The sequence below is a fragment of the Parasphingorhabdus sp. W113 genome (genome assembly GCF_055693205.1).
Genome location: NZ_CM146328.1, coordinates 2,354,150 through 2,367,489, shown reverse-complemented (window position 1 = coordinate 2,367,489; position 13,340 = coordinate 2,354,150). Strand labels below are relative to the sequence as shown.

The following is a 13,340-nucleotide window of genomic DNA, read 5'->3' as shown; positions in this document are numbered from 1 at the left end:
GATCCGATGATGAGCAGGTTTTTTGCATATGGGTTTTATATTGCAATTCTTCAACTTCTGATTGCCTGTTCACCCGCCGGGGAAGACCAGGCGGCTCCCCAAACCGAGTTGGCGAGCGAGGCAACCGCGCCGGAAGCGCCGGTTTCAGAAGCCGACACGCTCATTCTCGCTTTTGGCGACAGTCTTTATGCCGGCTATGGTCTGGCCCCCAATGAAGGTTTTGTACCTGATCTGCAGCAAGCGCTGAACAGCCAGGGCGAAGATGTTCGCGTGCACAATGCCGGTGTATCCGGCGATACCACGGCGGCAGGACTGCGCCGGATGGACTTCGTTCTCAACAGTCTGCCGCGCAAACCCGATCTGGTTCTGCTCGGATTGGGCGGCAATGATCTGCTGCGCGGACTGAAGCCGACGGAAACCCGCTCCAATTTGGAAGCGATGGTCCAGAAGCTGGAAGATCAGGATATTCCGGTGATGCTGACCGGCATGTTGGCCCCGCCCAATCTGGGCCAGGACTATAGCGACCAGTTCAACATCATTTACCCGGCGCTGGCCAAGCAATATGATACTGCGCTCTATCCGTTTTTCATGGACGGCATTGTCGGGCGTCCGGATCTGATCCTGCCCGACGGGATTCATCCGAATGCCGCGGGTATCGATATCATCGTTGAACGGATCACGCCGGCGGTAAAGGCGGCCTTGCCGAATTGATCCCGTTTCAGGCTGGTAAGCGGGGCAATTGACGGGTTCGACGAACCGCGTTTTGGGCCAATCCTGTATTATTTTCATAATACAGCGCGGGTAACGCTTGAAAAACAGAGCATTTGCATCCATTTAATAAGCAAATGCTGGACTTTTTCGGCTGGATGGAGGCTTGACGCAATGGCGACTGAAACGATTACTGCAACCGATGACCTGACTTTGACGCCGCCAGATCCGGTGGTTGCGGTCGCGCCAACCAAGGCATCGGGCCTGGTTCCGGTCGGAGATGAAGTCAAATCCAAGCTTGAGGAAAAGGTCGACGGCTTTATCGATGACCTGATCGCGCAGGATGAGAATAGCCCTGAATTCGGGAAAAAGGTCGATCAGATCACCAATATGGGCCGCAAGGAAATCGTCGAAGCCGCCGGGCAATCCAACCGCTTTCTCGACCGCCCGATCCGGACGATGGACGAAAGCAGCGGGATTGGCGCCGACCTCGCGGAATTGCGCCGCACGGTTGAGGATCTCGATCCGGGCAAGCGCGGCAATCTGCTGGCACCGCGTAAAATCTTCGGCATCATTCCGTTCGGTTCGAAACTGCGCAACTATTTCGATGGTTATAAAAACGCTCAGGGTCATATTTCATCGATCCTGTCGCGGCTTCAGGGCGGCAAGGACGAGCTGCTGATGGACAATGCGGCGATCGACGTCGAACGCAAGAATCTCTGGGCCGCCATGGGACGTCTGGAGCAGATGATCCATGTGTCCAAAACCATGGACCAGCGCCTCGAAGACAAGGCCGCAGAACTGGATGCGACCGATCCGGCCAAGGCCAAGGCGATTCAGGAGTCTGCGCTGTTTTACGTTCGTCAGCGGACACAGGATTTGCTAACCCAGATGGCTGTGACAGTGCAGGGTTATCTGGCTCTGGATCTGGTGAAGAAGAATAATGTCGAGCTCGTAAAGGGCGTTGACCGGGCCAGCACCACCACGGTTGGTGCGTTACGCACCGGCGTCACGGTCGCGCAGGCCCTGACCAATCAGAAGCTGGTGCTCGACCAGATCAGCGCGCTGAATACGACGACCGCCGGCATTATCGACAGCACCGGCGATATGCTGAAAAACCAGACTGCCGAAATTCATGAGCAGGCCGCTTCGGCGACGATACCGCTGGAAACGCTGCAACGCGCGTTCCAGAATGTCTATGACACGATGGACAATATCGATACGTTCAAAATCAAGGCGCTGGAAAATATGAAGACAACGGTCAATTCCCTGTCCGGCGAAATCGAAAAATCGAAAGGCTATATTGCGCGCGCGGAAGGCCAGGACAAGGCGGCCTTGGAAGCGCCATCCGAAAATCCATTAAGCGCACTGGAAGACTAAATGGTGGCCGGACAGTCTTCGGATCAGATCATGGCGGATGCCAGCCGGTCGCTGCGGGATGTGCGGTTCCGCCAGTCGATTGGCCAGCGCTCGCAAGCGATGAAGCGCGGGCACTGGTTCAAGAAAATCGGTCGCGCTGCATTGGCGACGGCCGGCATCCTGGTCGGCGCGAGCATCGCGGGCGCGATCCTCAATGGAATCGGCTTCTGGGGTGTGATGATCACCACTGGATTGATCGCCGGCAGCATCTGGGGGTTGACCAAATTTCCCAAAATGAAAATCCCGACGCCGGAAACGCTGGTGCAATCGGATCTCACGACGCTCGCCGGGAAAACCGAGATCTGGCTGGAATCCCAGCGCCTGGCCTTGCCGAAGCCGGCGGTTGGTATCATCAACAATATCGGTGTTCAACTTGATATGCTCTCGCCGCAATTGCAGAAACTGGATGAGGCGGAGCCCGCCGCCTATGAAGTGCGCAAGCTGATGGGCGAGCATCTGCCGGAACTGATATCCGGCTATCGCGCAATCCCTGAAACGCTGCGCAAGGACAGCAGCGACAGCGGCAAGTCACCCGACGAGCAACTGGTTGACGGGCTGACCTTGATCGAAAAGGAAATCGCCACGGTCACGCAGCAAATTGCCAAAGGTGATATTGACAATCTGTCGATCCGCGGCCGGTATCTCGAGCTCAAATATGATCAGTCGGGAACGGCCGAAACCGGATAGGAGCGGCGAGGATCAGGTCTGGAGGCTATTCAGCCGGTCCAGCAGATGCTGCAAAATGGCTGGATGCAGGTGATTGGTAAATTCACAGCCATAGTCATTATAGTCGATCCATCTGATCCGGGCGCTGAGCATCTGAATGCCGGGCAAACGGATCAAAACAAGCTGCTGCGGATCAAGGTTGGTCCAGCTTTCCATGCGAAAACCCGAAACCGACAAATTTGACAAAGTCGCCCGAAACAAGCGCGAGCCCTGCTGCTTGATAAATATCTCGGCATCAACCGAATCCCGGTTGTCCTGACGCACGATCGGCCGGCCAGACTGGAGTTGATCGCGGCTCTGAAACTGTTGCATATCCCGGTCCTGTTTGTTGCTGGTGACTTTAGGACGGCGGGAATGGCAATTTCTTAAGAGACGCGGTAACAAATTTTTTCGAGCTGCATTGAGCTGAATCGCGAGGGTGGCAGGGATCGCCGAAAACATCTCACGATATCAAGCCGGCATAGAATCCGAACTGATATGAGCAATTGGCCGGCATCTGAGGATATTCTGGATCCCCCGTGAGGATTCGAACCTCAATTGACGGAGTCAGAGTCCGTCAAAAGATAAGGTTTTCCGGTAGTCCTGGCCTGCTATGTTGCATCTTTGTAACGCCTTATAGGGAGTCAAATAACTTCTTTGCTTATGGCGTTTGCGATTTCCTGATCTTGTTTTGTCTGTTCGAAAAGATGACCATATGTATCATAGGTTACTTGGATAGAACTGTGACCCATAAGGGTTTGAATTCTTTTTGGTGTAGCATTTTGTTCGATCCATAACGAGGCGGCAACATGACGAAACGTTCTCATTCCGTACAGGTGTTTTGAGCCCGCCCGAAGGCCCGCTGCAATCTGAGCTGGAGCTAGAAGTTTGCGCGTAATATAGTCGTTGGATATGACCTTTCCCCTTACTGATGGAAATACAAGGCCTTGTTTCGATTGGGGACATGCAATTTTCCATTTGCGTAAGGCGCTAATTGCCACCGAGGGAAGGGGAATCGTTCGGTTCGACGTGTATGATTTTGGCGCTCCAAAGTTGTTTTTTGCGTCTACTCTCTTGGACACGGTGACTGTGTCTTTGGCCAAATCTATGCTTGACCAGCACAATCCTCTCAGTTCTGAAGCTCGTAAACCGCTGAATACCAGTAGGCAGGCTAGCGGGTATGCTGATATTTCATCGCATTGCTTAGAAGCGGTTAGATAGGCAGAAATTTCGGCCTTTGAAGGTATTGTCGTTCTTGATTTCTCTCTGGGGCGACGAGGCATTTTGACCGGCGAAGCTGGGTTGTGAGCGATCAAACCACGCCGATATGCTTCTGTAAGGATTGCTTTAAAGGAACGAAGCACCCTCTTCGCCATTGGATATGATAACTTTTGCAAAAAGTTATCTCTTATTCGTTCAATTATTGGGGGTGTTAGCTGGGAAAGCTTTCGTTCGCCGCAGATCGGATTGATGTGAAGCCGAACATGTTGCTCATATGCAGCAATGGTTGTTGGCTCAAGATCGTTACATTGACATGCGTCAAGCCACAATTGCGCTGCGACATTGACAGTAATGCTCTGACTGTCCGCAGTATGAATTCCCTGAGAGACCTGCCAAGCTGCGTTGGTAAACCAAGCTTCTGCGTCCTTCTTTCTAGAAAATGTCTTTTGACGCCTTTTTCCGGTATTGTCTCGGTAATCGACAACCCAACTAGATTTCTCCTTGTTTTTACCCCACTCACGTTTGCGAATACTCATCGAGCTGAATTCGCATTTTGAGGGATGGATTCCAACCAAACGTTGAACGAATTGAGCGTTGGATCCAGGCCTTGTTCCATTTCGAAGGCTACGTGATTGAGAGCAAAAATGATCGTGTGACCCAAGTTCAAAATTATATTGCCACCCGCGATAATTTGTTCGTTGAGCTCGCCGTCAAGCAAGACCTCGTCTTCTCCAAAATATGCAATGAAGGATTGATGGCGTTCTGGTTCATTTTTGATGGCTCTCAATGACTGAACGGCACAGGCCAAATATGCGTTTTGTCCATCCGGAACTTTATTCGCGATCACCCAATCTGCAGTGAAGCCTCTTGCTGTTATTGAACCTGAAAAAGCTAGAACACCAAACTCAATCGCTTCTTGATTTGCACTTATGAGTTTTGCGGCGACCTCTTGCGGCAATCCTGCATCCATCAGATCGAATGCAACTGCAAACTGAATTATTTCCCACCAGCCGTAATCAACACGCCGCCCCCTTCCGGTGTTGGTACCCTTTGGAAACTTCAATCGCTGCAGGTTTTGAATTCGACCTAGCAATGTGACCTTTTTGTCTTCTGCAATATCAAGCTTTGCCCTCAAAAGAGGCTCCAATTCCTTCAGTAACACCTGTTTTCTCCTTATTACGGTATATATGCCGTAATACATTGACATTTAAGAAAAGCAAGTGTAATCGGCTCAACATTCGAATTACGGTATATGTACCGTTATAAACGTAAGGAGTCTAGTATGACAAAAAAAATAGAAAATGATCTGATCGAGGGGGCTGAAGCTGCGGCTGGTATCCTCGGACTAACGAAAAGAAAGATTTACCACATGGTTGCCAAAAATCGATTGCCACACACACGCATTGGAAACCGTCTGTATTTTCGAAAGTCGGAACTGAATTCGGTATTCAGTTCAACAAAACACGAGCGGTCAGTTCAATCAAAATCGTACCTTTCTGATTTTATCGAAAGGAGCTTTGCTGCATGTCTAAAAGTCTAAAAAAGCTCACGAGAAAAAGTGGAATTATTAAGCGTCAACATGCTGAAGTTCGCAAGATGCTTCGCGACAAAGCAATCATTGCAGAGATCATGCAAAGGAAGCGTGAATCGGAAAAGCTACATTCCGTGTTTGGGAAACCCATAGAGCCGCTATCTCGCTATTTTCCGCAAGATACTCCTCCACTCAACACAGCGCTAACAGCGTTTCCAATGACTCATCGACCCGATGGAAGACCGATGCCGCCTTGGGACGATTTGACGCCTTGGGCAAAGATGCAGTTGATAATGTTGGCTATGAACGAGTATGGTACTTTAGTTGTCAATATTCACATCCACGAAAACATCGTACGTAAGTGTGCAAATGAAGATCTAGATATCAGAACATACATACGAGACAGAGTTCGTAAGGAGCTAAAGAAACATCCTGATATTGACGACGATCTAGATTTCTTCTTTGTGATTGAAGGAAGAAGAAAAAAGAAAAATGGATGGACTGGAAAATACAAGCCAGCGAAGACCAAGCTTCACATTCACGGTGCGGTGATAATGATGGAGAAAGACTATCAAAAGCCTATCACAGAAGCTGTAGCAAGAGCTTGTGGACAGAACATCGGTACCAATCGTCAAGAGCCTCGGTCGGTTCACAGCGTGGTATATAAAGATCGCGGTCCGGCTTTCGTAAGTTACATAATGAAATTCTGGAAAAGCCGCGACGCTAGATTACCGGAAAGGCGCCATACACTCTCCAACGGTGCGATAGGCGCAGGAAAATTGTTCTACGAAGGTATCACCGGACAATGGCCAGGATTTGATAAGATGCCTTATTTAACATTCACTGGGCAACCGGGAAGATGTTGACGCTAAGTTGACGGATCTAAAGTGAAAACCGGTGTTTGAAGTTTCTGTTATCCACAAGCATCCGTTGTGATGGGCTGGTTTCTGCGAGATCAGCCCAATCGCACAGAATTTTCGATGTTGATTGAGTCAACGTGGTATAAAATGTTGAAGTCTTAGCTCGTTGCCAATGTCATTACCCTGATGCTTCCTATCCGCCGGAGGTTTTGGAACCCGATCCATCCACGTAGATGTCACATCAGAGTATTCTGAATGAAATTGATCCCTTATAGACCTATTGAATGGTTCTCATTGTTCCACAGACCTATTCATTGTTGTTGTTTTTACAGCTCACTTCTCACTGCACGTGCGGTGACCCTTGCTAGCATATCTTCATTCATTTTGACGCTCAGAATGACGCCGTGAGTTTTATGACTGACAAACGGCTGGCTGCGATGGCACTTGACGCACTTGAACAAACACTCGCCCAAAGCGATGAGGATCGCGTTAGGGGCTTATAACCGATTGCGATGTGCGCAAGGCCTTGAGCCTCGGAATGCATCTAAGGGATAGCTCTTCGATGATTTTCAATAATTCTTGCTAACAAACGTTATGTTATGCTGAAAATTAGAGTTTCGAACTTGACTTCACCAAGCGTTACGAACGACAGGATCATTAGTAAACCGATCAAGATAAACCCGAACCATCCGAATGTTCGTTTGGTCTTCTCTCTTTGCTCAGAAATCTTTGCTTCAACTTCTTGGTGTGATGGAGCGAATTGATCCATGAACCCAGGAAGTTGCAACTGCCGCTCTTGCTTGGTTTTGTCTTTTGTCCTCATCCTTTCAGCCTCATCAAACAGCGCCCCTCACTTTTTGGTGATAGGACGGGGTTGATACCAACGGGGAGGAAACGAATTGCTCCACGCCAGTAGAAATCATCATGGCAGAAGCAATCAATGTAATTGAGTATTAGGCTATATAATAAACATCTTTTCGCGTGTCATTATCGCTAAAAAATCCTTCAACAAACCACTTCTAACTGACATCAATGTAATTTAATTGTGCTGTTAAATCAATGCAATTGTATACAAATTCAAGGACATAGCCCTGTATAATGTGATAGGATTATAGTTAATTTTGTAATCAAATTGAGAATTGGAGATGGGTTTTCGCTGCTAGAGAACAAACTCCAACTCTCCTTCCCCACCTATGTCGATGGGATCAAAGCGCTAATCACAACTGTCAAAGTTTGCGTTGGAATTAAAATATAAATTGCTCTGAACCTACCTTGCCTCTTGTCTATACGGGTCTCTTAACAACGACACTTTTTTGGCATTTGAAAATTGCTCGACCGATATCAAGCGGACCGATGCTGTTCGGATATTTCTAAAAGTGCCCCTTCCACCGGCGAGCAATATGTCACGAGGATGCTCATAGGCTGAATCCGTACGATATCCGTATTCGAAATGTTAAGCTCTTGAAATCACTTTGAGGCGGATTCCTCGATCAATCCAAATACTGTTTTAGGTGTGACCGCAAACTACATAAAAGCTCTGATCAACCAGAATATTGTCGCAAAACAGCGTGTATTGAATTGGCAATATCGGCGTAACTCGTCCCAATTCAGTAATACGAATTTACGTTACCAATTCAGGGTAAGATACAATAGATAGACATATGAGATTCGCAAACAAAGCTTGAGGACAACTGAGCATCCAGGAAGTCAACGACAGTTCGTCCACAATCAAGCTTAATGTGAGCAGTTGAATGCCTGCAACACGCAACAATCATTACGTTCCGATCTGGTATCAACGAGGATTTCTCCTGCCGGAACAAAGCCAGCTTGCATATTGTGACATGCAGCCCAAATCGCATCCATCGCGCGACGGAACTTCTCGACCCGGCAGGTCACGCTTTAAATCGTATCCCAGCCAGTGCTTCGTTCAGCGTGATCTTTATACGACATTCTTCGGTGCTCACCCAAATGACGAAATCGAGCGAAAAATGTTCGGCGCGATTGACACAGAGGGCGCACCGGCCGTTAGGGCGTTTGCGACAGACAATGTGGGCGCATGGCACGCACAATTCCAAAATCTCTTCTTATACATCGATGTTCAAAAAATCCGCACTCCGAAAGGTTTGGACTGGCTTCGGTCTCGTTACCCGAAGCTCACACAGAATGATCTTATGATGGAAATGCAAGCAATACGGTCGATGCATTGCACCATATGGAGCGAAGGAGTGAAAGAAATTGTATCGGCGAGGGATTCCGATGTCAAATTCATCATAAGCGATCACCCAGTTACAATTTACAATCACGCCTTTCCACCCGAAGCCGACGATTGCCAGTATCCACTCGATCCTTCTATCTGGCTGAAAGGCTCACAAACTATCTACGTTCTCGATCAAGACCATTGCCTGATCTTAACGAATCTTGAGTATGCGCAAGACCCCGCCGTACCACCTACAGAAAAGCGTACATTTGCGAGAAATTTCAGGTCTTCGATGGTTCGTACCGACGCTTTTGTTAGAACGCGTGAGTTAACGGCTAGCGAAGTTTGCCAAGTTAACCACATCATAAAGGTTCGTGCACGTCGCTTCGTTGCAGCAGGCAATGAGGCCTGGTTAGATCCCAATTTGGGAAATATTCCAACATGGAGTGCACTAGGAGAGTTGCTTCGTCCACCAATTGACGAACTTCACCATTACGGCGGTGAATTATACGCCAAGTTCGATAGTGGTGACTTTCATTACCAAGATGAGTTTGGTCGGACCGAGAAGGCTGCTGGGTGGCTCAAGAAGCAATGCCCAATTGAGAAACTCGGGTCTTCTGAAGCATGCGGGTGCGGTTCTGGATTGAGCTATGGCTCGTGCTGCAAAAAAATATCCGAATATCTGCGGCCTAGCTGGACAGAATTGAGCATCCGTGAGCGCAATCTCACTTTCGGGCGTGGTATAGTAGATATCCTCAAGCTTGACGGTCGCAGAGACTGGAACGAATTTCGACGTTCGCTAACTAAAGATCAGATAAAAGATGTGTATCTCCTATATCATGCACTCTGGCCGATAGAGACCGATATACTATCGTTGCTCCCGAAGCCGGATGGTCGGCCACGCAGCGTATATTCAGGCTCACTCCATCCGTATGCGATCAAAGACTTTGCTATGGGCTTAAGCCTGTATTTCGGAGAGATTTTGATAGAGAACCCCTTTATCCATCCGGGACATATGGTTGAGGAGTTTAGCCCTGTGAGGAACCCTCAATCGCACCATCAAGATTTCATCAAAAACGTCTACTTCTTTCTGATGATTTTGCCTTTGATCGAAGCAGGTTTTGTAAATCTCATCCCAGACCCTACCGACTTCGATTTGCACCTAAAACGACAAGTGATGGAAATGGCCCAGAGGCGGTCTGCGAGAATGCAAATCACACTTGAAGGCGAACCACGTATAAAGCGCTTGATGGAAGAAGATATGCGCCGAAACATTATGTCGATGCCATCAGAATATCTTGCTAGCCAAGTACGCAAATCCTCACCGGAAATCGATGAGAAAGGTGTTGCTAAAGCACTCGATTATATTCGAATACAGCAGGAACGCGATCCGTTAGCTGCTTTGCAAAAAAATATCTTTGAGGGCGGGGACCAAAGTGGACAACTCGGTATGGCAAAGATGAGTCCAAATTTCGAGATGTCGCTGTACATTGCTCAAGCGACAGGAGCTTCGATAATTACCGACTCTCCCCATCGTTGGAAAGAGATTCAAGTGGCAATTTCAAGGCAAAGCGGCGGTGCACCACATCGTCTCACTCGCTTTGCAGATGAACTGAAAGGGAAGACTTTTAACTTCACAAATTCCATCGAAGAATTCGCTCTGATGCACGAGACGAACGCGTTTCAATACTATGCACCACTCTTCGCTGATATTTTCAACTATCTGTTAAAGCGTAATAATCAATCTGCCAAAACAAACTGGGAAAGCCAACTGCCAAATCGTCTTCATCGGATGCACAAGGGGGCACAAAAACAATTTAAGCGCTATGGCGGTGTATTTAAATCCGCCAAAGTACAGGGGATTTTTCCGAGCGGTGGTATCCACGATAATACAGTGAACAGGCTTCTATTGATGTCCAGCGCGGAACACCATCTTGACAGCGTGCCCATGGCATTCTTTGTGAAGTCAGATGGACTGTGACATCGCAACCTCATTTGAGTAGATCTGCAGACAATTTTGAAACTATGCCGAGCCACCGTTATTTCTTGTGGCACGTGACCAGCACTGCCAAACCTGTGCTAGCCGGCACACCAATCACTGTGCCAATCACTTTTCGAATTTGACTAATGGGCTCTCGCGAGTAATGTTTGCAGGAGATGCCTTTTCCAGTCACGCCATCAAATTCAGCAAACGAGCCTTTGTTCTTAGTTCAAGACCCATTTGGATTAGGCAGCAACGTCTTACCGCTCTGGAATTTACATCCCGATTGTCAGACCTTAACCGCCCTGGGTACAGCTTTTCGCATTGACCGGCATGGTCAGATGCTGACTGCCTTTCACGTTCTTGAGGACACCTTCGAATTCAGCGCAACAAATTTGACGAAACCATCACCCAGAGATGGCGCCAACCCCTTAGCAATCGAAATGCTTGGGTATGTTGTCGGCACGGCTGGTATTCGCGACGAAAATTGGTTGTCGATACAAGACTATTATACGCGTGTGGCGCCTCAGATCGACCCATATACTCAAACGATTCCTCGCAACCTGACTGAAATCATCAAATTAGACATGCCGTCCAAATTGCTGCCCCCCCACGAGCACCAATTCCTAAATTGCAGCTCTAGGCGCGTTGAAGTTGGGGAGCGGTTGTTGGCTGTAGGCTATTCAGAAATGGATGTCGAAACTCCAACCGATACTGAAACAGCGTTAACGCTTTCTTCGTATCTCCACGGGTCAATTCGGACAGTGACCGAAGTCGTAGCTCACGATGCTGAATCATCTCGTCCCTGGCCGAGGTACATCGTTGATGGTGATTGGCCAGCGGGCATGAGTGGCGGTCCCGTTTTCGATGAACAAGGTAGTGTCATAGGTTTGGTCAGCACCGGCTCTCCAATGGGGGGCTATGCGACCGCTCGAGCATTTTGGGGTGATAACTGTCTGATCGAAGGACAAAATATGAATCTACCTCGATCATCGATATACTGAAGTGGCTTAGCCTGCCTGGTTTTTCTAACTTATGCCGGCCAAAAAACTGCGCTGGTCAGCTCAACGAAATCTGGTTCCGTAAATTTTGCTACCCCAACCTCCTGAAATATCACAAGGAACGATTCGGCCTCAACGCTCTCCGGTGTAATGTATTCTGCTAGCGGTCCGGTACAGGACGCGCAAGCCGCAGCAAGAATAGGGACTAGGTTGATGAAAATCTGGCGACTTGAATAGCCCTGGCTACTGCACCAGTTTTCAAATATTGTAGCTCCAATAGCTTCACGCCCTGCAATTACGGAGTCAGGATATTTCTCATGCTGCTCGTCAAGTACGGCTAGAACGTCCTGCCAAGCAACGAAGTAGTCGGCAAAGCTTCCTCCTTTTTCACCAGCTCCGGCAGGAAAATCAACTAGTAAATAATCGACGGGTGGTTCCTCACCCCGAGCGCGCCGATAAATGCTGCGCACACCGTTCGCCTTGTTGTGATGCCGCGCATTCCTTAGCCTCAAAATGGTCGCACAGATCGGACTTTGGTAGAAATCGAAAGAGGCAGGAGCTTCAATTTTCGCGGCGTCATACAGCCCATGAAATGCATTGAGTATTCCATCTATTGCATGATCTAAATTCCCTACGGCTTCGGGAGCATCTATTAAAAGCAGTGGCCCAAATTTCAATTTCTGTTCCGTAAAGACGCGAAATGCCTGCGCCAAAGATTCAAACCGATTTGAAATCATGATTATACTCACAGGTCAAAAATGATCGATGCGCCAACAATCTCAATCGCAATCCCATGCCGGTATCTTGCGATATATTTGGGTTAAATTCCCAACGCAGAATCAACGTCTGACTGCTCTGCGATTTTTAGCGACACCTGGTAAGTTGGGTCGGTGTTACTGTTGCAAGTAGTGCTAGGTGAGAAATCAACACTGCGTCCGAATGCCAAGATACTGCTATTTGGATAGATTGGCTGACGATTGCCATTTTCGTCGGAGATGCGCTGACCATCGACTCGGATATAGGCTGGGAACGATGCACAGCTAGGGGGAACATTAGAGAGTTGAAAAGTGATCACAAGATAGGCTGGCGTATTGATCCTAAGTATCTGGGAGGCGCCCTGATTGTTAGGGTTCACATTGGACTGTGTGGACTTAAACGGAATTGAGTTTTCGCCCTCCGTAACCGCCGTCCATCGCCCTTCAACACTTTCACCTTGTTGCGAGACTCTGATTACAGCGCTTTTCATGTCATAAACAAGCGTAGAACCAGGTGAGAAAAACACTCTTTCGCCCTTAACCCTATCGTGTAACTCTAATCTCCTAGGCTTTGCTTGAGGCCCCGAATAGCTATTGAATGCCATCCTGGACTGAAAATTAGCTGGAAGATTATATGTAATTATGGCTTCTTCGCCCCACCAAGCTTTCCACATGCCTGAGAGAAACTTCCTTGCTGGCTCTTCCTGCTGCTGAAGTAGATGTAGCTGATACTGGGGTAGCTCAGAGCTACTGTCATTACTCGCAATAACAATTTCAGCTAGGGCAATCTGTGAACTCATCAACAAACCAATCGCCAAAGTAATGGTTCTTCGCATGAAAATCCCCCTAGTAATACCTTATAGATAATGGGCCATCAGGCAATTGTATATGCCCAGTTCCGTTAAAGTAAACCCATCCGAGGCGTCTCGCCGCTTCCACTTCCTGTCTCAATAGAGTTCGCT

The 13,340-nt window shown here is 48.4% G+C and carries 12 protein-coding genes; 7 read left to right on the top strand and 5 right to left on the bottom strand.

Going from position 1 to position 13,340, the window contains the following annotated elements; genetic code table 11:
* Positions 1-6: 6 nt before the first annotated feature.
* The 3 genes from ACZ1GS_RS11380 (at position 7) to ACZ1GS_RS11370 (ending at position 2,814) form a co-directional block, all read left to right on the top strand.
* The gene (locus ACZ1GS_RS11380) at positions 7-711 is read left to right on the top strand and encodes an arylesterase (RefSeq protein WP_472695303.1); all 705 of its coding nucleotides are present in this window, start codon (positions 7-9) and stop codon (positions 709-711) included.
* A 171-nt stretch (positions 712-882) separates the two neighbouring features.
* Positions 883-2,088 (top strand): toxic anion resistance protein, encoded by a 1,206-nt coding sequence (locus ACZ1GS_RS11375; RefSeq protein WP_472695302.1) that lies wholly within the window; start codon positions 883-885, stop codon positions 2,086-2,088.
* Entirely contained in the window at positions 2,089-2,814 is a 726-nt protein-coding gene (locus tag ACZ1GS_RS11370; protein WP_472695301.1) for a hypothetical protein, read from the top strand. It abuts the gene before it with no gap.
* Between the two features lie 12 nt (positions 2,815-2,826).
* On the opposite strand, the gene ACZ1GS_RS11365 is transcribed toward ACZ1GS_RS11370, so the two are convergent.
* The 3 genes from ACZ1GS_RS11365 to ACZ1GS_RS11355 form a co-directional block, all read right to left on the bottom strand.
* Positions 2,827-3,165: a PilZ domain-containing protein gene (locus ACZ1GS_RS11365; RefSeq protein WP_472695300.1), complete on the bottom strand. Its 339-nt coding sequence runs from the start codon at positions 3,163-3,165 to the stop codon at positions 2,827-2,829.
* Positions 3,166-3,476: 311 nt separating this feature from the next.
* Entirely contained in the window at positions 3,477-4,589 is a 1,113-nt protein-coding gene (locus tag ACZ1GS_RS11360) for a tyrosine-type recombinase/integrase (protein ID WP_472695299.1), read from the bottom strand.
* Positions 4,586-5,215: a hypothetical protein gene (locus tag ACZ1GS_RS11355; RefSeq protein ID WP_472695298.1), complete on the bottom strand. Its 630-nt coding sequence runs from the start codon at positions 5,213-5,215 to the stop codon at positions 4,586-4,588. The genes ACZ1GS_RS11360 and ACZ1GS_RS11355 overlap by 4 nt, the downstream gene beginning before the upstream one ends.
* Before the next feature lie 90 nt (positions 5,216-5,305).
* Here ACZ1GS_RS11355 and ACZ1GS_RS11350 point away from each other — a divergent pair, with 90 nt between their 5' ends.
* The 4 genes from ACZ1GS_RS11350 (at position 5,306) to ACZ1GS_RS11335 (ending at position 11,626) form a co-directional block, all read left to right on the top strand.
* Positions 5,306-5,593, top strand: a complete 288-nt coding sequence (locus tag ACZ1GS_RS11350; protein ID WP_472695297.1) for a helix-turn-helix domain-containing protein — start codon at positions 5,306-5,308, stop codon at positions 5,591-5,593.
* A complete protein-coding gene (locus tag ACZ1GS_RS11345) occupies positions 5,578-6,450 on the top strand; it encodes a hypothetical protein (RefSeq protein ID WP_472695296.1) in 873 nt (290 codons plus the stop codon). Before ACZ1GS_RS11350 ends, ACZ1GS_RS11345 begins: the two co-directional genes overlap by 16 nt.
* A 1,745-nt stretch (positions 6,451-8,195) precedes the next feature.
* Complete coding sequence (locus tag ACZ1GS_RS11340; protein WP_472695295.1) at positions 8,196-10,622, top strand: DUF4238 domain-containing protein; 2,427 nt, start codon at positions 8,196-8,198, stop codon at positions 10,620-10,622.
* A 176-nt stretch (positions 10,623-10,798) separates the two neighbouring features.
* Complete coding sequence (locus tag ACZ1GS_RS11335; protein ID WP_472698125.1) at positions 10,799-11,626, top strand: S1 family peptidase; 828 nt, start codon at positions 10,799-10,801, stop codon at positions 11,624-11,626.
* Between the two features lie 29 nt (positions 11,627-11,655).
* Here ACZ1GS_RS11335 and ACZ1GS_RS11330 read toward each other — a convergent pair whose 3' ends face one another.
* Together ACZ1GS_RS11330 and ACZ1GS_RS11325 are read right to left on the bottom strand one after the other, a co-directional pair.
* On the bottom strand, positions 11,656-12,360 hold the full coding sequence (locus ACZ1GS_RS11330; RefSeq protein ID WP_472695294.1) for a hypothetical protein: 705 nt from the start codon (positions 12,358-12,360) through the stop codon (positions 11,656-11,658).
* An 83-nt stretch (positions 12,361-12,443) separates the two neighbouring features.
* A complete protein-coding gene (locus ACZ1GS_RS11325) occupies positions 12,444-13,214 on the bottom strand; it encodes a hypothetical protein (RefSeq protein ID WP_472695293.1) in 771 nt (256 codons plus the stop codon).
* Positions 13,215-13,340: the final 126 nt, after the last annotated feature.